The organism is Alloalcanivorax profundimaris, assembly GCF_015265435.1.
GTDB classification, from domain to species: Bacteria; Pseudomonadota; Gammaproteobacteria; order Pseudomonadales; family Alcanivoracaceae; genus Alloalcanivorax; species Alloalcanivorax profundimaris.
Map to the genome: position 1 here is coordinate 25,930 of NZ_JABJWH010000040.1, position 22,654 is coordinate 48,583.

Sequence of the window (22,654 nt, forward strand, 5' to 3'; positions counted from 1 at the left end):
TAGACCGCTCCATCCGTGATGAAAGACCACCTTGAAATCCCGTCCCGGGCTATCAGGTAGGCGGCATCGGCAAGCATTCGTGCAAGGAGGAGCTCATGAGTTCTAGCGCCGACGCGCGGGATGTTGTTCCCGACACCATGGCCGCCATGGTGCTCACCGGCCATGGTGGCCCGGACAAGCTGGTCTACCGGGACGATCTGCCGGTGCCGGCGCCGGGGCCCGGCCAGGTGCTGGTGCGGGTGACCGCCACCGCCAAGAACAACACCGATCGCAAAGCCCGGGAGGGGCTGTATCCCACCAAGGAGAAAGACGAGGTCACCTCCTTCCAGATGGGCGGTTCGCCCACCCTTACGTTTCCGCGCATCCAGGGCGCCGACGTGGCCGGCCGCGTGGTGGCGGTGGGCGAGGGCGTGGACGCCGCCCGCCTCGGCGAACGGGGCCTGCTGGATTTCAATCTCTATCCGGATCACCGCCCGGATCTTAACCTGACACCGGATTACTACGGCCATGGCGCCGACGGCGGTTTCGCCGAATACATCGCGGTGCCGTCGGACCAGTTCCACGCGGTGCCCAACCCGGAGCTGGCCGACGCCGAGTTGGCCGCCCTGGGCATGTGTTCCTACCAGACCGCCTACCATATGCTCACCGCCGCCCGGGTGAGCGCCGGCGAGCGGGTGCTGGTCACCGGCGCCAGCGGCGGTGTGGGCACCGCGCTGATCCAGCTGTGCCGGCTGCTGGGCGCGATTCCCTATGCCCTGAGCACGCCGGACAAGGCCGAGGCCCTGCGCGAGCTGGGCGCCGAGGGCGTGCTCGATCGCTCCAACATGGCCACCTTTACCGAGCGGGTCCGGGACCTGACCGGCGGCGCGCCCATCGACGCGGTCATGGACCTGGTGGGCGGCGACATGACCGACCGCTTCATCGATACCATGATTTTCGACATGAGGGCCCGCGACAGCTATCCGCGCTTGAGCATCGCCGGCGCCAGCGGCGGCAACGTCAGCGAGATCCTCTGGACGCGGATCTATCTCTATCAGGTCCAGGTGTTCGGGGTGTCCCATGGGACCCAGGAAGAGGCCGGGCAACTGATGCAATGGATTCGCGACGGGGCGCTCAAGCCGGTGCTGCACGGCGCCTTCCGCCTCTCGGATCTGCACCGCGCGGAGCGCTATTTCGTGGCGCGGGGCAGCCACTACCTGGGCAAGATCGTGATCGTGCCCGACGCCCAGTGGCCGGAGCACGGCGCCCCCTTCGCCCTGAACCGGGAAGAGCGGAACCACGGAGAGCCGGCGTCATGAAAAACGAACTCACTCTGCAGTTGATCGACACCCACGCCGGCGGCGACGTGAGCCGCATCGTCACCGGCGGCGTGGACCCGCTGCCCGGCGCCACCGTGCGCCAGCAAATGGAGTACCTGCGCGACGACGCCGACGGCCTGCGCAAGCTGCTGCTGGAGGAGCCCTACGGCGCACCGGAAATGTCCGTGGATCTGATCGTGCCGCCCTCGGATTCCCGGGCGGAAACCGGCTACATCATCATGGAGGTGATGGGCTACCCGATTTATTCCGGCTCCAACACCATCTGCACCGCCACGGCGGTGCTGGAAAGCGGCCTGGTGCCCAAGCGCGAGGGGCATCAGCACTTCCTGCTGGAGTCGCCGGCCGGGCTGGTGCAGATCGACGCCCGGGTGGAAAACGGCGTGGTGGAAGCGATTACCTGCGGCGGCCTGCCCAGCTACATCGATACCTACCGCGCCGCCATCCATGTGCCGGGCCTGGGCGACATCACCTACAGCGTGGCCTACAGCGGTGGCTTCTACGCCCTGGTGGACGCCCGCGATCTGGGGTTTCACCTGACCCTGGACGAGGAGCGCGATCTGGCTCGCTGCGCCGGCGCCATCGTCGAGGCGATCCAGGCGGAGCGTGGCTTTTCCCATTACACCCTGGGCGACGTGGGCCCGCTGCCGTTCCTGCACTTCATGGGGCCGGTGGATCAGGTTGCCGACGACTTTTACCGCTCCCGCTCGGCCACCTATGTGCACCCCGGCGTGATCTGCCGCAGCACCACCGGCACCGGCACCTCGGCGCGGCTGGCGCTGATGCACCACGAAGGCGGCATCCGCCCCGGCGACAAGCTGGAGACGGTGTCCCTGCGCGAGTCCGGCTTCATCGGCGAGTTCCTGGGCGTGGAGCAGGCCGGCGCCGACGGCCACGACGTGGTGCGCAACACCATCACCGGCAAGGGCCATGTGCTGGCCCGCTCGGAGATCGTCGTCAACTGCGACGATCCCATGGTGGAGTGCGCCGGGCTGCATCACATTCTGACGTCCCGCCACGGCTGAGGTAATCCGGCGGGCAATCGACACGCCGCTCCGTTATCCTGTGCCGCCGAATACGCCTGGGTAAGGAGTTGCGCATGCGGCGAGCCGGAAAGCGGCATACCGCGGTCATGGCCGGTTTCATCGGCAATGTGGTGGAGTGGTACGACTTCGCCCTGTACGGCTACATGGCGGGCATCATCGCCGATCTGTTCTTCCCCGGAGAAGACAGCATCGCCGCGCTGATCGCCACCTACGGGGTCTTCGCCGCCGGTTTCCTGATGCGCCCGCTGGGCTCGGTGGTATTTGGCTGGCTCGGCGACACCCTGGGGCGCAGCGCCACCATGTTGTTGTCGGTCAGCATGATGGCATTACCGACCCTGCTGCTCGGCTGTCTGCCGGTGTACGACACCATTGGCCTGTGGGCGCCGCTGTTGCTGGTGCTGATACGCCTGGTCCAGGGCCTGTCCGTGGGCGGGGAGTTCAGCAGTTCGGTGACCTATCTGGTGGAAACCGCGCCCCGCTCGCGACGTGGCCTGGCCGGCAGCTGGGCCAATACCGGCACCATGGTGGGCATGTTGCTGGGCTCGGCGGTGGCGGCGCTCACCACCTCCCTGATCGCCCAGGAAACCCTGTTGGCCTGGGGCTGGCGGGTGCCCTTCCTGCTTGGCGGCATTCTCGGCGTCACGTCCATTCTGATGCGTCGCCATCTGCCCAAGTCCGAGGAGTTCCAGCGCCATCATCAGGAGCGCCCGGACACCTCGCCGCTGCGCCGCGCGCTCACCGAAAACCGTCTGGAAATGGTGCAAGCGGTGGTGTTCGCGTCCGCCTATGGCGCGCTGTTCTACCTGCCGCTGGTGTACCTGCCGGAATGGCTCAACCGCTTCACCGGCCTGCCTCTGGACCTGGCCCTGCGTATCAATACCTTCGCCACCGTGTTGCTGCTGGTGTTGATCCCGCTGTCCGGCTGGATCGGCGATCACGGCCCGCGCCGCACCCGCTTCATCGCCCTGGCCATGTTCGTCATGGCCCTGGTGGCCTGGCCCGCCTACGCCTGGCTGCACGCCGACCGGCTGCTGGCGGCGGTGGTGGTGCAGTTCGGTCTGGTGGTGCTGCTGGCGGTGCCGCTGGGCTCGGCGCCGGCCATGTTCGTGGAGCTGTTCCCCGCCGAGGACCGCCTGTCCGGCTATTCCGTGGCCTACAACCTGGGCCTGGGCGTGATCGGTGGCGCCACGCCCATGTTCGCCACCTGGCTGATCGAGGTCACCGGCTACGCCGCCGTGCCCGGGGTGTTGCTCGCCGGCTGCGCCCTGGTGGCCGGGCTGGTGATGCTGTGGATGCGCGACCGCAGCCGCGAACCGCTGCGCTAGCGGCCGGGGGCTGCGCGGGCACGGACCTTGCTATCCCATCAGTGGGCTGACGTTTTTCACCGGACGCGGGGCGTGTCCGGGGGCGTCGGGCTCCATTTTGGGTACTGGGAGGCAAGATCATGCGCGTTTTCGGAACATCCCTGCTCGGCGCCGGCATGGGCGTCGGCCTGGCGCTGCTCACGGCGCCAGCGCACGCGGCGGACTGCGCCGCCGGCGACGCCCGGCATTTCACCGTGGCCGCCAACAAGGACACCGTTCACTGGGGCTACTTCAGCAAGGACGCCACGCCGCTGATCGAAGTGAACTCCGGTGACTTCGTGACCATGGAAGCGCTCACCCACCATGCGGGGGACGACTACGACCGCATGATCAAGGGCGACGACGGCGCCGAGAGCGTGTTCCACTGGACCAGGAATGAGAAGGGCGTGGAACGTCGCGGCGCCGGCCCCATGGATGCCTCGGTGTACGGGCGTGGTGCCGGCGAAGGGTTCGGGGTGCACATCATGACCGGGCCGGTGAAGGTGTGCGGCGCGCAACCCGGCGACGTGCTGGAAGTGCGCATTCTCGACGTGAACCTGCGCCCCAGCGGCAACCAGGAGTTCGCCGGCAAGACCTTCGGCTCCAACGTGGCCGCCAACTGGGGCTTCCAATACAACGATCTGATCGAGTCCCCGGACAAGCGCGAGGTGGTCACCATCTTCGAGCTGGACAGCAGCGGCGCCAATGTCTGGGCCAAGCCGCTCTATAACTTCCGCTGGACGCCGCAAACCGACCCCTACGGCGTGGAACACGAAACCATTGATTACCCCGGCGTGGTGGTCGACCACGACACCGTGGACGAGCAGCCGGTGCTGGAAGGCGTGCAGGTCCGCGCCCGGCCGCATTTCGGCACCATGGGCGTGGCGCCCCGGGAGGCGGACATGGTGGACACGGTGCCGCCGGCCTATTTCGGCGGCAACATCGACGACTGGCGCATCGGCAAGGGCGCCACCATGTACTACCCGGTGGCGGTGGACGGCGCCCTGTTCTCCGTGGGCGACCCGCACGCCGCCCAGGGCGATTCCGAACTCAGCGGCACCGCCATCGAAACCTCGCTCACCGGGGTGTTCCAACTGATCCTGCACAAGAAGGCGGACCTGAAAGGCACGCGGCTCAGCGGTCTTTACTATCCGTTGCTGGAGACCGACGACGCCTGGGTGGTGCACGGCTTCAGCTATCCCAACTACCTGGCCGAACTGGATAAGCCGCAGCAGACCATCTACCAGAAGTCGTCCATTGACCTGGCCATGCGCGACGCCTTCCGCAAGATGCGTCATTTCCTGATGACCGCCCAGGGGCTCAGCGAGGACGAGGCGGTGAGCCTGATGTCGGTGGGCACGGACTTCGGCATCACCCAGGTGGTGGACGGTAACTGGGGCGTGCACGGCACCGTCAAGAAGGAAGTGTTCATGCACCGTTGAACGGCGCGCGGCGGCGGTCTTTATAGTGTTTTGCAAACACCGGGTAGGCGGCCGCCGTCATCATCCCCACACTGAATGCCAATGCTTCGTTAATGCTTTGAAAGGAGGCAACCATGGCATTCAGCGCGGAATACGCCAGCAACCATCCCACCCGGGACGAGATCCAGGGCATCGTCGCGCCCACGGTACTGGAGTTCGGCAGCCCGGACTGCCCCCACTGCCAGGAAGCCGAGCCGAAGGTGAAGGCGGCGTTTCAGGATTTCCCCGGCATCGGTCACGTCAAGCTGGCGGACCACAAGGACAAGATGCTCGGCCGGGCGTTCAACGTGGACAAATGGCCGACGCTGATCTTCATTCAGGAAGGGCGTGAGGTAAGCCGGCTGGTGCGGCCGGACAACGAGGATCAGGTCCGCGACCGGATGGAGGAGATTGACGCCAACCCGGCGCGCAGCGCGCAGATCGGCGGCTCCTGAGGAGCCGCCGGGCGTTGCTCGGCGCGCTTAGAACTTGAAGCGGCTGCCCACGCCGTAGGTGTTGCCGTCGCCGGTGTCTTCCAGATCGTCGTGTATGTAGGCGACGTAGACATCCAGGGTTTCATTGAAGGGGTAGTCGTAGCCCACCGTCCAGGTCTTGCGCTTGGTGTCCCGGTCGCCGCTGTAATCGGTGTGCGCGTAGGACGCCAGCGCCGCGCCCTGGCCCACCGGCACGGACACGCCGGCCTGGCCGGTATCGGTGTCGATGTCGCCGGTACCGGTGCCGGTTTCCAGTTGCTGGAAGGAGGCGAACACCTTCACCACGCCCAGGTCGTAGCTGGCGCCCGCCAGCAGGCCGTCCTGTTCCACCGCGCCCAGGGCGCCGGCTTCCCCCACGCCGCCGTTGCTGTCGATGGCGCCTTCCTCGATGCGATGGCCGGCCACGGTGAGCATCAGCCCGCCGCCGCGATAAACCAGATGACCGCCCACCCGGTTGGCGCCTTCATCGCCTTCCTGCTCGCCGAAGGCGTACATCACATTGGCGGTGACGCCGCCCATCTTGGGGCTGGTGTAGGAGAGCGCGTTGGCCCAGGCGGAGTCGCCGGCGGTGGGCCCGTTGTTGCCGCCCAGGAAGGAGTGCTGGATGGCCGGAGCGAACCCGAAGGAGCCGCCAAAGGGGTTGGAGATCAGGGTGGGCACGAACATGGGCGCGGTGCTGCGGCCGGCCTTCAGGGTGCCGAACTCGCCGGCCACGCCCACATAGGCGTTGCGGGCGAAGAATTCATCGCCGCTGTAACGCCGGTCCTCGCCGGTGTCCGGGCGCAGGAAGCTTTCCGCCACCGCCATGCCGGTCATGCCGTTGGGCAGGGTGGTGGTGACCTTGGCACCCAGAAAGGAAGTGGTCATGCCGCCGGCGTCCAGCTTGGCGGTGCCGTCATCGTCGCCGGGCAGTTCCTTGCTGCCGGCCCAGACGTCGAGCACGCCGTAGAAGCTGGCTTCGGTTTCGGCATGGGCCAGGCCGCTGAGTCCGAGCAGGGCGGAGGTGGCCAGGACGGTGGTGCGGATGCTGCTTTTCATTGCGGTTCCTCTTATTTTTCAGGTCTCACGAAGGGGCGGCTCAGGCGGGCCGGTGGTCCCCGATTTGTTGCTTTCCCGGTGTTGCCTCTTTTTTGTATACAAGAAAAGGAAAAGAACGATTTTGTTTCCCTCTGATCCATTATGAAGCGTCCGGAAGCGCTCTGTTTGCGCTAATTGCACCAAAAAATGGCCGCTTCTCGGCGTGCCGAGGGCGTTCTTTGGTCGGGTCAGAGGGTGTTATCAGGAGGGCGAGGGTATTGGTTTCATCGCTTATTGCCTAAGTTGTTGTTTTATATGGATGTATTGACTGTTTGTTTTTTGTTCTATAAAAGCTAATCATGTATACAAAAGTGAATCAAGGCTCCGTAATAAATCCACGCACTTTTTGGGTGTCGGGGCCTGGATGGTGGGCAAAATGGTGGCGGGATGTTCTGAATCGTGGGACGCTCAACGGGTAGTCCTCGCGCCTGAGGGGTGGCGTGTGGTTGCCTCGAAGAGTCCGGTCCCGTGTGGCAAGACCGGACGGGAATAGGTGGGACCCCAGTGCCGGTTCCGCCGATTGTTCATGTTTGGGACCAGAATAATGAGTAAAGACAACGCTTCCTCACTGGATCGTATTCTCGACATCCTGTTGATGTTCGCGGGTCACGGACAGGTGGTGACGCGCCAGGAGATAGAACGCCGTTTCGGTCTTTCGCGCAGTTCCGCCTACCGTTACTTGCATACACTTCGCCGCCGTGGCCTGATCTCGAGCATGGCGCGCAGCGGTGAATACGTGCTCAGCCCCGGTTTCACCCGCCTGGTGGCGATGACCGAGGAGAGCGGCCGGAACATGGCGGTGCTGGCGGCGCCGATTCTGCGCGAGCTCACCGCCATGACCGGCGAGAGCGCCCTGGTGACCCACCGGGTCGGCGAGCGGGTGCTGTGCGTCGGGTTCCAGGAAGGCCCGCGCACGGTGCACGTGGGGCTGGGGCCGGCGGCGGACACCCCCTTGTATCTGGGCTCGTCCGCCAAGGTGCATCTGGCGCACATGCCCGAATACGACATCCGCCGCATCCTCGATCAGTGCGCGACACTGACGCCGGAGGAATGGGACGGTAACGTGGGCGTTCTGGAATGGGAGCTCCAGGACATCCGCGAGCGGGGTTACGCCACCAGCAACGGTGAGCTGGAAAGCGGGGTATTCAGTACCTCGGTGCCGGTGTTCTGTCACGACGGCACCCTGTTGGCGGCGGTCACCGTGGCCGCCGTGGGAGACCGGGCGCAAGACCCGGAAGATGGCTGGCTCGATCATCTGCGCATCGCCGCCGCGCGCATTGCCCGGGAATGGCCGCGCGCCGGTCGAGGGATCTGAGCCGCCACGGGAGCGAGGAGAGAGCATGACGACCACGTTGTTCCAAGGGGGACGGGTCCTGACCCTGGACCAGTCGGATCGACAGTACCATGACGGCTGCGTGCTGGTCCGTGATGACCGCATCGCCTACGTCGGCCCCCGGGCCGACCTGCCGGACACGCCGGTGGACCGTGTGGTGGACGCCACCGGCAAGCTGGTGATGCCCGGCCTGGTCAACGGCCACACCCACCTGAGCATGATCTTCGGCCGCACCCTGGGCCCGGAAAAACGGCTGCTCGACTGGCTCGACCAGCAACTGCCCATGATCGGCGCCTTCGACGGGGAAGCCATGTACGTGGCGCAGATGCTGGGCTGCCTGGAGAATCTCAAGAACGGCAACACCTCCCTGGTGGAGAATCTCGCCGCCGCCCACCCGGACGATATCGCCATGGAGGACGCCACCTTCCGCGCCCTGCGCGACTCCGGCATCCGCGGCACCCTGGCGCGGGCGTTCGAGGGCCGCAATTTCCTGCCGGATTTCATGGAGAGCCTGGACGACCAGGCGCGCCGGGTCACGGCGCTGGCGGAACGCTGGCACGGCGCCGAGGGCGACCGGCTGCGGCTGTCCTTCGGGCCCCTGCTGCCGTGGTGCATGACCGAGGAGATGTACCGGGAAACCCGGGCCCTGGCGGACCGCCTGGGCCTGTGCCTGCACATGCACGTGGCGGAATCCCCGGAGTTCAACCGGCTGATCGCCAAGCACCTGGGCCGCGACATCCGCCAGGTGGAGCTGCTCCACGAGACCGGCTGCCTGGGCCCGGACGTGCAGGTGGTGGCGGTGTCCGACGTGTCCCCCAGGGAGGTGGAATTGCTCGCCGAGAGCGACACCCGCGTGTTGCTGGACCCGCCCACGCGGCTGTTCTGGGGCACCGGTTTCCCGGCCATCCATCCGTTCCTGGACGCCGGGCTCACCTGCGGGCTGGCCACCAACGGGCCCGCCGCCAACTGCGGCCAGGACCTGTTCGAAAGCATGAAATACGCCTGCGCTACCGCCAAGACCGCCAAGAACGATCCCCAGGCCCTGGGCCGTTACCGCGCCCTGCGCATGGCCACCTCCGAAGGGGCCCGCGCCATCGGCCGGGACGACCAGGTAGGGTGCCTGGCGGAGGGCCTCAAGGCGGATCTCATCACCGTGGATCTGGAGCAGGCGCACCTGGCGCCCACCCTGGATGTCACCGCCGCCCTGGTGTACAGCGCCAAGGGCACCGACGTGCGTGACGTGATGGTGGACGGCCGTCTGTTGATCGAGAACCGCAAGGCCTTGTTCGTCGACGAAAGCGCCCTGATGCGCCAGGCGGAAGAGATCGCCCGCCGCTGCATCCGCGAGGCCGGCGTCGACGTATCGCTTTAACGCGGGCGCCGCCGGCGCGCCGCGACAATAAGGAGACCCTCCGTGTTGATAAAGGTGGGATCGATGATCGCCGCGCTGCTGGCGTGGCTTGGCTTGTCTTTTTTGTTTCCGGAAACTGTGTTGCCGGGCCCCTGGCAGACCATTCGGGTGCTGGCGGAGAATTTCGCCAACGGCGATATCCTGTCCCATCTCACCGCCACCCTGGGGCGGGTGCTGGGCGGCCTGGTACTGGCCATGGCGGTGGGCATTCCGGTGGGCGTGCTGATGGGCGTCAACCGGCTGGCGGAGAAGACCCTGGACGTCTGGGTGATGGTGGCGCTCACCGTGCCCAGCCTGTGCTACGCGATCTTCGCGTTCATCTGGATCGGCCTCAATGAAACCGCCGCCATCGTCGCCATCGGGCTGACCTCGGCGCCGTCCATCGCCATCAACCTGTGGGAAGGCGTCAAGAACATCGATACCCGGCTGTTCCAGATGGCGCGGGTGTTCAACGCCTCGCGCTGGGTGATCATCCGCCGGGTGCTGTTTCCCCAGGTGCTGCCCTACATCATGGCGTCGTTGCGTTTCGGGCTGGGCATCGTGTGGAAGATCACGGTGCTGGTGGAGCTGCTGGGGCGCCCGGACGGCGTCGGCTTCGAACTGTTCTACTGGTATCAGCTCGGCAACATGCAGCAGGTGCTGGCCTGGACCCTGCTGTTCACCCTGGTGATGCTCTTCATTGAGCTGGTCATTCTGCAAAACCTGGAACGCCGGATGTTTTCCTGGCGCCCTGAAGTGAGAATCTGATGGACAACGGTATTCGCATCCAGGGGCTGACCAAGTCCTTCCCGTCGCCGCGCAAGCACGAAGCCGCGCACCGCGTGCTCAACGGTCTGGATCTGACCATCGAGGACAACGAGTTCGTGTGCGTGCTGGGGCCGTCCGGCTGCGGCAAGTCCACCCTGCTGAACACCCTGTCCGGCCTGGACCGGGATTATGATGGCGAGATCCGCTTCGGCGGCCGGCCCATGACCCGCGCCGGCAAGCCGCCGGTGAGGATGGGCTACCTGTTCCAGGACCCGCGCCTTCTGCCCTGGTTGAGCGCCGAGCGCAACGTGGATTTCGCCCTGGAAAATTCCGACGTGCCCCGGCACCGCTGGGCGGACATCAAGGACCATTATTTCCAGCTCACCGGGCTGCAGGCGTTCCGCCGCCACCACCCCCACGAGCTGTCCGGCGGCATGGCCCAGCGTCTGTCGCTGGTGCGCGCCCTGGCCATCGAGCCGGACGTGCTGTTCATGGACGAGCCGTTCAGCGGCCTCGACGAACTGACCGCGCGCCGTTTGCGGGTGGACCTGCTGGACATCTGGCGGCGCACCGGCAAGACCATCGTGTTCATCACGCACAACAGCTACGAAGCCACCTTCCTGGCGGACCGGGTGGTGGTATTGTCCCAGGGGCGCATTCGCCGCGAAATTCCGGTGACGGTGCCGCGCCCCCGGGACTATGACGACCCGGCCCTGTTCGCGGTGAGCAAGGAGGTGTCCGCCACCTTCATCGCCGCCGCCGAGGAGGCGGAACGGGCCCGCTCGCGGCCCTAGACAACGCACCGGACAACGCACCGACAATCACAATCAAAAACGGGAGCAAACCCATGGCACACTCGAAATCGAAAGCGACCACCTGGTTGGGGATACCGGTTCTGATCGCCGCGCTCTGGAGTCTGACGGCCCCGGCCGTCGCCGAGGACACCCCCATCCGCCTGGGCGACATGGCCCAGTCCCTGAACGGCGTCGCCTCCCAGGTGATGATCGATCAGGAGTTCGACCACAAGTACGGCGTGGACGTCACCCACAAGGCCTATCCCACCCTGGACGGTCTGTTCAACGCCATCCGCGGCAAGCAAGTGGACCTGGGCTTCGGCGGCTGGACCAGCTTCGCCCAGTTCCGCTCCCAGGGTTTTCCGGTGTTCAACATCTTCGCGGTGGGGCGCGGCGCCACCCTGGACGTGCTGGTGCCGGTGGATTCCGACATCCAGAGCCTGGCCGACCTGAAGGGCAAGCGGGTGGTTTCCTACGCCGGCGCCGCCGGCACCGCCACCGTGCTGCTGCGTGTGGTGCTCAGAGACTTCTACGGTTTCGATCCGGCGGAAGGCGGCGATCTGCAGTACGCCGGCCCGGGTCTGATCCCCACCCTGATGAAGAACGGCGACGTGGACGCCGGCCTGCTGTTCGACCCGATCGGCGCCAAGGCGCTGGCCTCCGGCGAGTTCCGCAGCATCGGCAACCTGGCGGAAATCTACAAGGAGAAGACCGGCGACGATTTCCTGTGGATCGCCCTGGCCACCAACGACGACTTCGCCGCCGAGAACCCTGAAGCCGTGTCCGGTTTCATCAAGGGCTGGGTGGAAGCCGTGGCGTACGTGAAACAGCACCCGGAGGTGTTCGAGGACTACGGCAAGAAGCTGGGGCTGGACGAGGACGGCATCAAGCTGCTCGCCGACCGGGTGATCCGTGACTACGCCACCACCTGGAACCAGGAGTACATCGATGGCCTGATGTCCTTCGCCGACCGCGCCCGCAAGGTGATGGACAAGGGCTATCTGGAAGACGTGCCGGACGACGCTTTCTCCACCGACTACACCCCCTGAACCGGCCACCGGCGGCGCCCTCCCGGCGCCGCCTTTTCCCGCCCCCCGTCTTCACAGGACTCCCCCATGTCGTTCGATGACCTGCCGGCGCGCCCGCCGGTCTATCCCCGCGAGGCGGAGGATTACGCCCGCGACGCCCTGACTCTGTCCCGGCGCGCCGCCGCCCGGGTGCGTGCCTGTCCGGATCTGCCCTACGGCGACGACTACTGGCAGAAGCTGGATATCTATCTGCCCGACGACGCCGCGCCCGGCGCCGCCCTGCCGGTGCTGCTGTTCGCCCATGGCGGCGCCTGGACCCACGGCTACAAGGAGTGGATGGGGCTGATGGCGCCGGCCCTGGTAGAGACGCCGGCGATCCTGGTGTCGGTGTCCTACCGGCTGGCGCCGGAATGCCGCTTCCCCGGGCCCCTGGAGGACTGCGTCGCGGCCCTGGCCTGGGTGCACCGGCACATCGGCGAGTACGGCGGTGATCCCGGGCGACTGTTCGTGGGCGGTCACTCCGCCGGCGGCCATCTCTATACACTGGCGTCGCTGCAGCCGGCGCGGCTGGCCCGGGCCGGCCTGCCGGCGGGCGTCATTCGCGGCTGCATGGCGATCTGCTCCCAGCTCAACCTGGTGTTCGAGGATCCGCCGGCGGGCAGCGGCGAGGCGCGCATCTATGAACAGTTCCTGGCGCGGGCCGGCGACGACCGCGCCGCCAGCCCGCTCCATCAGTTGCCGCCGGATGGCGCGCCACCGCCGTTTCTGCTGGTCCACGGCGAAAACGACTTCCCGCGCATCATCGCCAGCAACCGGCGCATGCTGGCGGCGCTCAAGCGCCACCATCTGCCGGTGCGCTTTCAGATTGAGCCCGGCGCCAGCCACTTCGACGTGGCCCTGCGCCTGGCGGACCCGCAATGCGCCACCACCGCCACCCTGCGCGCCTGGCTCCGCGATGGTCCTTCCGGCCTCGAGTCGCCCCGTGAGGATCATTCGTGCCCTTCCGCTGTCCATCCTGGAGAGGAATAAACGGGAGGAGACCATGGTTTCACGTCGGGATTTTCTCAATGGCGCCCTGTGGGGCGGAGCGGGGCTGGCGCTGGGGCTGAACGGCCCGGCCCGGGCGGCGGACACGTCGGCCAGCGCAAACGGTGCCCTGCGCACCCGGGCGATTCCCGCCACCGGCCAGACACTGCCGGTGATCGGCGCCGGCACGTCCGGCAGCTTCGTGGCGGACATCGGCTCGGACAAGTACCGCCGCCTCAAGGACGTGATGACGCTGTTTTTCGACAGCGGCGCCACGGTGTTCGACACCAGCCCCAACTACGGCGGCGCCGACCGGGTACTGGGCGCCCTGCTGGAGGAGGGCGGCTGGCGCGACCGGTGCTTCCTGGCCACCAAGATCGCCGCCGACAGCCGCGCCGCCGCCGAGCGGCAATGGGCCGGCTCCCTGGAGGCCCTGCGCACGGACCACGTGGAGCTGCTGCAGGTGCACAACCTGCGCCACTGGAAAACCCAGCTGCCCTACGCCCGCGAGCTCAAGGAGCGGGGCAAGACCAAGTATGTGGGCGTGACCCATTATCTGCGGCGCGGCCTGGACGAAATGGCCGCCATCCTGCGCGACGAGCCGCTGGACTTCATTCAGATCAACTATTCCGTGAACGCCCCGGAGGCGGCCCGGGAAGTGTTGCCCCTGGCCCGGGACAAGGGCGTGGCGGTGCTGATCAACCGCGCCTTCGACGACGGCGATCTGTTCGCCAGGGTGAAGGGCAAGCCGCTGCCCGGCTGGGCCGCCGAGGTGGGCGCGCAAAGCTGGGCCCAGTTGTTCCTCAAGTTCGCGATCAGCCATCCGGCGGTGACCGCCGTGATCCCCGCCACCAGCAAGCCCGAACACCAGCTGGATAATCTGAACGCCGGTCGTGGCGGCCTGCTCAGCGAGGCCCAACAGCGCGAACTGATGACCATGGACTGGTAACCATGGCGTCGGGGCAGGACGGACATCCACTGCCGCGCCTGGCGGCGCGGCTGTTCAATATCCGGGTGGAGGAAGCGCCGGCGGTGATCGCCGGCCTGCTGATCTTCTTCCTGCTGTTCACCGGTTATTTCATGCTGCGCCCGGTGCGCGAGACCATGGGCGTGGCCGGCGGCGTGGATAACCTGCAGTGGCTGTTCACCGGTACCTTCCTGGCCACCCTGGCGGTGCTGCCGCTGTTCGGCTGGCTGGCGTCCCGGGTGCCGCGCCGGCGGATCCTGCCGGCCGCCTATGGCTTCTTCGTGGTCAACCTGCTGGTGTTCGCGGCGCTGTTCGCGCGCACCGTGGACAACGTCTGGGTGGCGCGCACCTTCTACATCTGGCTGTCGGTGTTCAACCTGGTGGTGATCTCCCTGGCCTGGAGCGTGCTGGCGGACGTGTTCAGCATCGCCCAGGGCAAGCGGTTGTTCGGCATAATCGCCGGTGGCGCCAGCCTGGGTGGCCTGGTGGGGCCGGGACTCGGCACCCTGCTGGTGGCGCCCGCCGGCCACGCCGGCCTGGTGGTGCTGGCGGCGCTGCTGCTGGCCGGCAGCGCCGCCGCCGCGGTCTGGCTGTACCGTTGGCGCGACCGGCATCCGCTGCCCGTCGAGGCGGAGGCCGGCGCCGCCCGGGCTCGCCCGCTCGGCGGCAACCCCTTCGACGGTGCCCTGGAGGTGCTGCGCACGCCCTTCCTGATGGGCATCGCCCTGTTCGTGGTGCTGCTCGCCAGCGTCAGCACCTTCCTGTATTTCGAGCAGGCGCGGCTGGTGGCGGAGACCTTCCCGGACCCCACCCGCCAGACCCAGGTGTTCGGGCTGATCGACACCGTGGTGCAGTTCCTGGCCATCCTCACCCAGATCTTTCTCACCGGGCGCATCGCCCAGCGGTTCGGTATCGGCGTGCTGCTCACCGCCGTGCCGGTGGTGATCGCCGCCGGCTTTCTGTGGCTGGCGGTGGCGCCGGTGTTCAGCGTGTTCGTGGTGATCATGGTGGCGCGCCGGGCCGGCGAGTACGCCCTGGTGCGCCCGGGTCGGGAAATGCTTTACACCTCGGTGCCGCCGGCGCAGAAGTACAAGGCCAAGAACTTCATCGACACCGTGGTCTACCGGGGCGGCGACGCCCTCAGTGGCTGGCTCAAGCGCGGCCTGGACCTGCTCGGCGACCTGCCGGGCCCGGCGCTGGTGATCGGCGCCGGCATCGCCCTGGCCTGGGCCGGCACCGGCTTTCTGCTGGGGCGCGCCGAACGCCGCCGCGAGGCGGCCGGCGAGGGCGGCCGCACGAATCTTCCAGACGCGGGCGAGGCGGGGCGTTAAACTGGGCGCTTCACACCGGGAACCACCCGCCGGACACCGACATGCCGCACGCCGACCGCACCGACAACTGGGTCCGTTTCGCCCGTGACCGGGACACCGGCATCGAGACCATCCACGCCCATTTCGAGGGCCACGCCTACGATCCCCACTGGCACGACACCTACGCGGTGGGCGTCACCGAACAGGGCGTGCAGCGCTTCCACGTTGGCCGGGTGCGCCACGAAAGCGTGCCCGGCCGCGCCATCCTGCTGGAGCCCGGGGAGATCCACGACGGTAACGGGCCGACGCCGGGGGGCTTCACCTACCGGCTGCTGTACCTGGACCCGGCCTGGCTGCGCGATGCCCTGGGAGGCCTGTTCGAGGAGCATCCCGACCATTATGAGCTGCGGTTCGGCGCCACCCTGAGCGACGACCAGACCGTGGCCCGCGCCATCGCCGGCGCCTTCCAGGCATTGCACGGCGGCGAGATGCGCATGGTCCGCCAGACCGCCCTGGATCACCTGCTGCGGCGCCTGACCCGCCACGCGGACTGGCGCGCCCGGCCATGCCCGGACCCCGGCGGCATCCCCCTGGCCCAGCGTGCCCGGGACTATCTGCACGCGCACCAGACCGAGGATATCGGCCTGGATGACCTGGCGGCGGCGGTGGGCAGCGACCGCTTCCGCATCAGCCGTGCCTTCAAAGCCGCTCACGGCCTGCCGCCTCACGCCTACCTGGTGCAACTCAGGCTGTTGCGTGCCCGCCGCCTGCTGGCCGCCGGCGTCTCGCCGGCGGACGTGGCGGCCATGGTGGGCTTCGCCGACCAGAGCCACCTGGGCCGCTGGTTCCGCCGCGCCTACGCCATGACGCCGGCCTATTATCGGCGGCGCACAAAGCTTCCAGACTAGGGCCGCCAACGACACCACACTGGGGCTTTCCGTCACCGTCGTGGATGCCATGGAATCCCTGTTGCCCTTTACCCTGTTCGCCTTGGTCGCCTCCATCACCCCCGGGCCCACCAATGTGCTGGTGCTCGCCAACGCCTCCCGCCACGGCCTGCCGGCGGTCCTGCCCATGGTGGCCGGCGCCGCCGGCGGTGCCGCCTCGGTGCTGCTGCTGGTGGGCACCGGCCTGGCCCGTCCCCTGGCCGCCCACCAGGGCGCGCGCACCCTGATGGCGGCGGTCGGGCTGGCCTGGCTCACGGTGCTGGCGGTGCAGCTCTTTCGCGCCGCCCCGGAGCTGCCCGACGCCGGTGACGACGGCGACCGGCGCGGCCGCCTCGGCCTGATCGGCACCGCCGGCCTGCAATGGATCAATCCGAAAGCGTGGATGATGGCCCTGGCGGCCACGGGCGTGTTCGCCGGCGGCGGCGTGCCGATGCCGGCACTGGCCGGTGTCTTCTTTCTGGTGGCGTTGCCCTGCGTGCTGGTATGGGCCGGTCTGGGCGCCGGCGCCGCGCGCTGGATTCGCAATCCGGCGGCGATGGGCTGGTTCAATCGGGGAATGGCGGTGCTGCTACTGCTCTCCGCCTGGGCAGCCGTTTTCTGGTAATAGCCTGAAAAGGAACCGGAGCCGGCGTCGCGGATTACCTCGGAGCGCCTGGGGCGTGGTCCCCTTTCCGGGACCCTGTTTGACAGGATGTCAAACCGGGAGCCCCCAGGGACGGGTTCACGGCGTTCCCGGAAAGGGGACCACGCCCCAGGCGCGGCCCCGCTGGAGAGCTGACGTAGCTTAGAACTTGAAGCGCGCCCCCACCCCGTAGGTGGAACCGTCGCCGAGGTCATCGATGTCGTCGTGCAGGTACATGGCGTACAGGTCCAGCTGGCTGTTGACGATGTAATCGTAGCCCGCCGCCCAGGTATCACGCTCGTAATCCAGCGCACCGCTGAAATCGGAATTGGCGAACGAACCCAGCACGCGGCCCTTGCCCACCGGCACGGCCACGCCGGCCTGCCAGGTGTCGGTGTCCACGTCGCCGGCGGTGGTGTCGGTCTCCAGGGTCTGGTACTGACCGTACAGGGTGGCCACGCCGAAGTCGTAGGACAGACCCGCCATCACCGCTTCCTGATCGGTGGCGCCGGGAATGGTGCCGCGCTCGCCGGCGCCGCCACCGTTGTCCAGAGTGCCTTCGCGCACGCGCATGGCGGCCGCGGTGGCCACCAGGCCGCCGTGACGGTACACCAGGTTGCCGCCTACCTTGTTCTCGCCGTCCTCGCCTTCTTCCTCGCCGAAGGCGTACACCAGGTTGATCTTCAGCCCGCCCAGGCTCGGGGTGGTGTAGTTGATCGAGTCGTTCCAGGTGGTGTCGCCCATCACCGCGCCGTTGCGGCCACCGTTGTAGGTGTGCAGCATCATCGGCGAAAACGCGAACGAGTCCTTCACCGAGTTGGTGAACACCAGCGGCAGGAAGTAAGGGGATTTGGTGCGGCCGGCGCGCAGCAGACCGTAACGTTTGCTGTCCACGCCGATGTAGGCGTTGCGGCCGAAGAATTCATCGCCGGTGTAGCGGCCGTTCTCGCCGTTATCCGGGCGCACGAACATTTCCGCCACGCCCATGAAGCTGGTCTCTTCATCAAGCTGATAATCGACCCGGGCGCCCAGGAAGGAGGTGGACATGCCGCCGGCCCCCAGCTGTTTGGTGTCGTCGTCGGCGGCGGGGCTCTCCACGCTGCCTGCCCACACGTCCAGCAAGCCGTAGAACTTGGCCTCGGGCTGGGCCGCCTGGGCGGCGCCGGACAGGGCCAGAGTGCCGGCCACGGTGCCGCCGGCGAGGATCACGGAAAGGGTGTTTTTGTTGAGTCTCATGGGTCAGTACCTTTTTTAAAGCACAAACCACCCCCAGCGCGTCTGGTCGGACGCTTTTTCCGGTTGCCTGATCGGGGTGTTATCGGGTGGTCGTGTTATGGCGTTGTTTTGATGATTACTCCAGATTTTCTAAAAAAGACACGCACCAAAGATGCGCATCCATAAGTAATACTTTGTCGTTATGGTGCACGGTGGGCAAACAAAAAAACTCTGATATGTCCACGATGTAGACAGTCGGGTTTCATGTTATTGGGGACGCATAAAGGACTATAAAAACAGGGGTTTGGTGAGTTTTTGGTGAGCAAAAAAATGCCCGGCGGAGGGCCGGGCAAAGGTTTGGGAGAGATGCCGAATCAGCGATTGAATCCGAACAGTTCGGCCGGATTGTCGACCAGAATTTTTTGCCGTTCATTGGCGTCCGGCGCGTAACGATAGAGCAGTTCGAGCAGCTCGGCATCGTTGGGCGGCGGCGATTTGGACAGCGGATGCGGCCAGTCACTGGCCCATACCACCCGGTCCGGCGCGGCGTCGATGTAGGCGCGCGCGATGGGCAGAACGTCGTCCCAGGGATGGCCCCGGGTGGAAATTTTCTCGCCCAGGGAAAGCATCACCCAGAAGTTGCCTTTCTTGAGCAGCTCAATGGTTTTCTGGACGTTGGGGTCGTCCACGCCCAGGTTGGCGTCGGCACGGCCCAGGTGGTCGATGAGCACCGGGATGTCCAGGTTTTCGTACAGCTCGACGCTGTCGAGGATGCCGTTTTTCTCCGGCTGGATTTTCACGTACCAGCCGAGCTCGCGGAGGCGGTCGGCGGCGCGCCGGAACTCCTCCGGCGACAGGCCCACGCCCAGTTCCTTGCGGAAGGTGAAGCGCGCGCCGCGCACGCCGGCGGCGTGCAGCTCCTCGATGTAGCCGTCATCGCGTTCCTTGAGCGCGATGGCGTTGGCGCAGCCCCGGTAGTTGGGGCCGGCCTGCTCGAGCGCGTCCAGCACCACGCTGTGGTCGGCGCCGTAGGTGGTGGCCTGCACGATAACGCCCCGCTCGATGCCCAGGGCGCGATGCATTTTCAGCGCCGCGTCGATGGTCGCGGAGGGCATTTTGAAAGGCGCTTCCGGGCGCGGCGGATAACGATCCGGGTCGCCGAACACATGGAACTGCGAATCGCAGGTGTTGGCCGGCGGCGCTTCCCGAGGGGCGCGGGGATCCGGATTGAATGGGTAGTACTCGGGCATGGTGGCTCCTGCCATTAGCGGGTCGGGGTGGCCGCGCGGGGCGCGGCCGGGGTGGCGTGTCTCAGGCGTCGGCGGGTTGGCCGATCACCGCGAGCACGTCGCACTGGATCAGAAACTTCGATTCGATGGGGTTCTGAATGGCGTGCCGGGCCGGTCGGGAATCCGGGTCCGGAAACATCGCCAGCCATTCGGCGTTAAGAACATCCCGCTGCGAGCGATCCTGCATCCAGACCGTCATTTTCAGAATGTCGTCGGTGCCGCCGCCGGCGGCTTCGACGATGTTGCGCACATGCCGGAACATGTAAGCGCACTGGGTGGCCAGGTCGGCACCCAGCTCGCCGGTGTCCGGGTCGGTGCCGTTGATCACGCCGGTGGCCATCAGGTCCCCGATCCGGCTGGCCGCCGGGATCGGGTTCTGATGGGAGAAGCCGGCACTGTGGACGCTCTTGCGTCGTGACATGCGGGGATCCTCTACGTTAACGGTGTTGCTTAGCGGTGGATGTTGGCGCCGCGGATCAGGGTGCCCCAGCGATCGTATTGCTCGGTGAGGAACGTCTTGAAATCATCCACGTCCATGGCGCGGGCCTCGGCGCCGGCGGTTTCGAATTTCTTCACCACGGCCGGATCGTTGAGGATTTTTTCCAGGGCGGCGTTGAGTTCGTTGACCACGTCCTCGGGCATGCCCGCCGGGCCGAACAGGCCGGTGAAGGTTTCCGATACCGCGTCGGAGTAGCCCAGTTCCTTCAGGGTGGGTACGTCCGGCAGGGATTCCATGCGCTCCGGGGAGGTCACCGCCAGGGCGTTCAGCTTGCCGCTGTTGATGTACTGCTTGGCCACGGTGTACTGGTCGAAGTTGAAATCAACGCGGCCGCCGAGCAGGTCGGTGGTGGCCGGGGCGTTGCCTTTGTAGTGCACGGTGAGCCACTCGGTGTGCAGCAGACGCTGCATCATTTCACTGATCAGGTGGTTCTGGGTGCCGGCGCCGGGGGAGGCCATGGCCAGCTCGCCCGGGTGCTCCTTGGCGTAGTCGAACAGGGCCTCGGCGCTGTTCAGATCCAGTTCCGGGTTGACCTGCAGCACCAGGGTCACGAAGGAGATGGAGCCGATCGGCGCGAAATCGTCCTTCCAGAAGTAGTTGTCCTTGCGGAACAGCAGCGGGCTGAACAGCACCGGGCCGTTGGGGGCCACGAACAGGGTGTAGCCGTCCTTGTCGGACTTGATCACGTGGGAGGCGGCGATCATGCCGCCGGCGCCGGGCCGGTTTTCCACCACGAAGGGCTGGCCGAATTCTTTCTCCAGGCCGTCGGCGACGATGCGCGCGGCCAGGTCCACGTTACCGCCGGGCGGATAGGGCACCACCAGGTGAACCGGTTTCTCCGGCCAGGCGGCCTGGGCGCCGGTGGCCAGGCACAGGAACACGAACAGGGCGGTCAAGCGTTTGAAAAAGCGCATGTTTCTTATTCTCCTTCCAGGGCGGGGCCGGGATCGGCGCGTCCACCCGCGAGTGAGTGGTCTTTGATTTGGAACCGTTACTTTCCGGAATCCACGGTATCGTCATCAACCGTAAAACCCCGTAAAAGTCCACATAATGGACGGCGTGATTCATTCGATGTCAGCGTTATTTCGTAGATTACTCCCAAAAAGAGGCCAAATGGGGCTTCTGGAGGGCCTGTTGTGATTTATATGTCCATATGGTGGACACTATGGTCAGCGTCGTGTTGACCCCCCATCGGGACCCTCTTAGCTTTTTGCTATCCCGACAGCGGTCGATAACCAGGAGAATAAGTATGCAGATCGACATTGGTTCCCTGTCGCCGCAGGAATGTTACCGCCTGATCAGCGGCATCGTGGTGCCCCGGCCGATTGCCTGGATCACCACCCGGTCCCCGGACGGCGTGGTCAATCTGGCGCCCTTCAGCTGCTTTACCTTCGTGTCCAACAGTCCCCTTATGGTGGGCATCAATATCGGCCGCAAGGCTGGCCGTGAGAAGGACACCGCCCGCAATATCCGCGCCCTGGACGAGTTCGTGGTGAACATCGCCGACTGGACCATGGTGGAGGACGTGCATGCCAGCGCCGTGGAATACGACGCCCACGAAAGCGAGGTGGAGAGCCTGGGTCTGGCGGTGGAGCCTTCCGTGACGGTGGAAACGCCCCGCCTGGCGAAAGCCCCGATCAGCCTGGAATGCCGCCTGCACAGCGTCACCGGTTACGGCAACACCGGCGCCGAATTCTTCGTCGGCGAGGTGAGCCGGGTCCACATCGTGGACGAACTGTACCGGGACGGCCGCATCGATACCCGCGAGCTGCAGCCGGTGTGCCGCATCGCCGGCGCCAACTACGCCACCCTGGGCGAGATCCGCCAGCTCAAGCCGGTGGCGCAAACGCCCAAGAGCGTCATCGAGCCCGGCGCATGAGTCGCGACGACGATCCGCGTCCGCGGCGGGACGGCCAGGATAAGCCCGGCGAGGCCGGCGAGGGCGGAAAGACCCTGGGGGCGCGCAGCATTCGCCGCGCGGTGGCGATCCTGCGGATTCTGGCCACCGGCCAGGAGCAGGGCGTGCGCATCACCGACATCGTCCACCAGACCGGCCTCAACCGGCCCACGGTGCATCGCATCCTGCGGGTGCTGATCGAGGAAGAGGCGGTGGAGCAGGACCCCAACACCCGCCGCTACATGGTGGGCCCGGAAGTGTCCCTGCTGGGTCTGTCGCGCACCGCCCGGGTGCCGGTGAAGTCCGTGGCCGAACCCTATCTGCGCCACATCGCCGAGCAATGCGGCGACAGCGTCTTCCTGACCATCCGCAGCGGTTTCGATTCCATCTGCGTGGATCGCAAGACCGGCAACTACCCGGTCAAGGTGCTTTCCATCGAGGTGGGCGCCCGCCGGCCCCTGGGCATCAGCGTGTCCGGCCTGGTGCTGCTGGCGTTCGCCGAGGACGCGGACGTGGACGAAGTGCTGCTCGGCAATGAACAGCGTCTGACCAGCTATGGACTGGAGCTGGACGCCGTGCGCCGGCGCATCACCGAGATCCGTTCCCTGGGCTACGCCTACAGCGAAGTGGGCGTGGTGCCCGGCACCCGCGCCCTGGCCTTGCCGGTGTTCGACGCCGAGGGCCAGCTGGTGGCCTCGGTGGCGGTGTCCGCCATGGCCGACCGCCTCAGCCCGGAGCGCCTCGCCACCCTGGTGCCCCTGATCCGCCGCCAGACCGAACTGATCGCCAAGCGGTTGAGCGAAGTCCAGACCCGCCGCCGCTAGGCATTCCCC

22 protein-coding genes are annotated in these 22,654 nt (G+C 66.6%); 17 read left to right on the forward strand and 5 right to left on the reverse strand.

Going from position 1 to position 22,654, the window contains the following annotated elements:
• Positions 1–95: 95 nt before the first annotated feature.
• The 5 genes from HMJ39_RS17630 to HMJ39_RS17650 all read left to right on the forward strand — a co-directional run bounded on the left by HMJ39_RS17630 (position 96) and on the right by HMJ39_RS17650 (position 5,620).
• The gene (locus tag HMJ39_RS17630) at positions 96–1,298 is read left to right on the forward strand and encodes a zinc-binding dehydrogenase (protein WP_194298310.1); all 1,203 of its coding nucleotides are present in this window, start codon (positions 96–98) and stop codon (positions 1,296–1,298) included.
• Positions 1,295–2,341, forward strand: coding sequence for a proline racemase family protein (locus HMJ39_RS17635; protein ID WP_161385038.1), 1,047 nt, complete (start codon positions 1,295–1,297; stop codon positions 2,339–2,341). The genes HMJ39_RS17630 and HMJ39_RS17635 overlap by 4 nt, the downstream gene beginning before the upstream one ends.
• 74 nt (positions 2,342–2,415) lie before the next feature.
• Positions 2,416–3,687, forward strand: coding sequence for an MFS transporter (locus tag HMJ39_RS17640; protein WP_228462454.1), 1,272 nt, complete (start codon positions 2,416–2,418; stop codon positions 3,685–3,687).
• 119 nt (positions 3,688–3,806) lie between these two features.
• Positions 3,807–5,147 (forward strand): acetamidase/formamidase family protein, encoded by a 1,341-nt coding sequence (locus HMJ39_RS17645; protein ID WP_194298311.1) that lies wholly within the window; start codon positions 3,807–3,809, stop codon positions 5,145–5,147.
• 113 nt (positions 5,148–5,260) lie between these two features.
• Positions 5,261–5,620 carry a thioredoxin family protein gene (locus HMJ39_RS17650; protein WP_194298312.1) on the forward strand — a complete coding sequence of 120 codons (360 nt, stop codon included), beginning with the start codon at positions 5,261–5,263 and terminating at the stop codon, positions 5,618–5,620.
• Between the two features lie 27 nt (positions 5,621–5,647).
• Here HMJ39_RS17650 and HMJ39_RS17655 read toward each other — a convergent pair whose 3' ends face one another.
• Entirely contained in the window at positions 5,648–6,697 is a 1,050-nt protein-coding gene (locus tag HMJ39_RS17655) for a porin (protein WP_194298313.1), read from the reverse strand.
• A 583-nt stretch (positions 6,698–7,280) separates the two neighbouring features.
• Between HMJ39_RS17655 and HMJ39_RS17660 the strand changes: the two genes are divergently transcribed.
• From HMJ39_RS17660 to HMJ39_RS17705, 10 genes are all read left to right on the forward strand, one after another.
• Positions 7,281–8,051 (forward strand): IclR family transcriptional regulator, encoded by a 771-nt coding sequence (locus HMJ39_RS17660; RefSeq protein ID WP_194298314.1) that lies wholly within the window; start codon positions 7,281–7,283, stop codon positions 8,049–8,051.
• 25 nt (positions 8,052–8,076) lie between these two features.
• On the forward strand, positions 8,077–9,441 hold the full coding sequence (locus HMJ39_RS17665; protein WP_194298315.1) for an amidohydrolase family protein: 1,365 nt from the start codon (positions 8,077–8,079) through the stop codon (positions 9,439–9,441).
• A gap of 63 nt (positions 9,442–9,504) precedes the next feature.
• Positions 9,505–10,227 carry an ABC transporter permease gene (locus HMJ39_RS17670; protein ID WP_194298316.1) on the forward strand — a complete coding sequence of 241 codons (723 nt, stop codon included), beginning with the start codon at positions 9,505–9,507 and terminating at the stop codon, positions 10,225–10,227.
• Entirely contained in the window at positions 10,227–11,021 is a 795-nt protein-coding gene (locus tag HMJ39_RS17675) for an ABC transporter ATP-binding protein (RefSeq protein WP_161385043.1), read from the forward strand. Before HMJ39_RS17670 ends, HMJ39_RS17675 begins: the two co-directional genes overlap by 1 nt.
• Positions 11,022–11,074: 53 nt before the next feature.
• Complete coding sequence (locus HMJ39_RS17680) at positions 11,075–12,070, forward strand: ABC transporter substrate-binding protein (RefSeq protein WP_194298317.1); 996 nt, start codon at positions 11,075–11,077, stop codon at positions 12,068–12,070.
• 66 nt (positions 12,071–12,136) lie between these two features.
• The gene (locus HMJ39_RS17685; protein ID WP_194298318.1) at positions 12,137–13,078 is read left to right on the forward strand and encodes an alpha/beta hydrolase; all 942 of its coding nucleotides are present in this window, start codon (positions 12,137–12,139) and stop codon (positions 13,076–13,078) included.
• A gap of 13 nt (positions 13,079–13,091) precedes the next feature.
• Positions 13,092–14,024 (forward strand): aldo/keto reductase, encoded by a 933-nt coding sequence (locus tag HMJ39_RS17690; RefSeq protein WP_194298319.1) that lies wholly within the window; start codon positions 13,092–13,094, stop codon positions 14,022–14,024.
• Positions 14,025–14,026: 2 nt separating this feature from the next.
• On the forward strand, positions 14,027–15,373 hold the full coding sequence (locus tag HMJ39_RS17695) for an NTP/NDP exchange transporter (RefSeq protein ID WP_194298320.1): 1,347 nt from the start codon (positions 14,027–14,029) through the stop codon (positions 15,371–15,373).
• A gap of 41 nt (positions 15,374–15,414) precedes the next feature.
• Positions 15,415–16,260: an AraC family transcriptional regulator gene (locus tag HMJ39_RS17700; RefSeq protein ID WP_194298321.1), complete on the forward strand. Its 846-nt coding sequence runs from the start codon at positions 15,415–15,417 to the stop codon at positions 16,258–16,260.
• A gap of 49 nt (positions 16,261–16,309) precedes the next feature.
• Positions 16,310–16,903: a LysE family translocator gene (locus HMJ39_RS17705; protein ID WP_194298322.1), complete on the forward strand. Its 594-nt coding sequence runs from the start codon at positions 16,310–16,312 to the stop codon at positions 16,901–16,903.
• 180 nt (positions 16,904–17,083) lie between these two features.
• Here HMJ39_RS17705 and HMJ39_RS17710 read toward each other — a convergent pair whose 3' ends face one another.
• From HMJ39_RS17710 to HMJ39_RS17725, 4 genes are all read right to left on the reverse strand, one after another.
• Positions 17,084–18,157 carry a porin gene (locus HMJ39_RS17710; RefSeq protein WP_194298323.1) on the reverse strand — a complete coding sequence of 358 codons (1,074 nt, stop codon included), beginning with the start codon at positions 18,155–18,157 and terminating at the stop codon, positions 17,084–17,086.
• A gap of 353 nt (positions 18,158–18,510) precedes the next feature.
• The gene (locus HMJ39_RS17715) at positions 18,511–19,386 is read right to left on the reverse strand and encodes an amidohydrolase family protein (RefSeq protein WP_194298324.1); all 876 of its coding nucleotides are present in this window, start codon (positions 19,384–19,386) and stop codon (positions 18,511–18,513) included.
• Between the two features lie 61 nt (positions 19,387–19,447).
• Complete coding sequence (locus HMJ39_RS17720; RefSeq protein ID WP_194298325.1) at positions 19,448–19,846, reverse strand: RidA family protein; 399 nt, start codon at positions 19,844–19,846, stop codon at positions 19,448–19,450.
• A gap of 29 nt (positions 19,847–19,875) precedes the next feature.
• Complete coding sequence (locus HMJ39_RS17725) at positions 19,876–20,838, reverse strand: Bug family tripartite tricarboxylate transporter substrate binding protein (protein WP_194298326.1); 963 nt, start codon at positions 20,836–20,838, stop codon at positions 19,876–19,878.
• 335 nt (positions 20,839–21,173) lie between these two features.
• Between HMJ39_RS17725 and HMJ39_RS17730 the strand changes: the two genes are divergently transcribed.
• Together HMJ39_RS17730 and HMJ39_RS17735 are read left to right on the forward strand one after the other, a co-directional pair.
• Positions 21,174–21,803, forward strand: a complete 630-nt coding sequence (locus tag HMJ39_RS17730) for a flavin reductase family protein (RefSeq protein ID WP_194298327.1) — start codon at positions 21,174–21,176, stop codon at positions 21,801–21,803.
• Positions 21,800–22,645: an IclR family transcriptional regulator gene (locus tag HMJ39_RS17735; protein WP_194298328.1), complete on the forward strand. Its 846-nt coding sequence runs from the start codon at positions 21,800–21,802 to the stop codon at positions 22,643–22,645. The genes HMJ39_RS17730 and HMJ39_RS17735 overlap by 4 nt, the downstream gene beginning before the upstream one ends.
• The last annotated feature ends 9 nt before the right edge of the window (positions 22,646–22,654 follow it).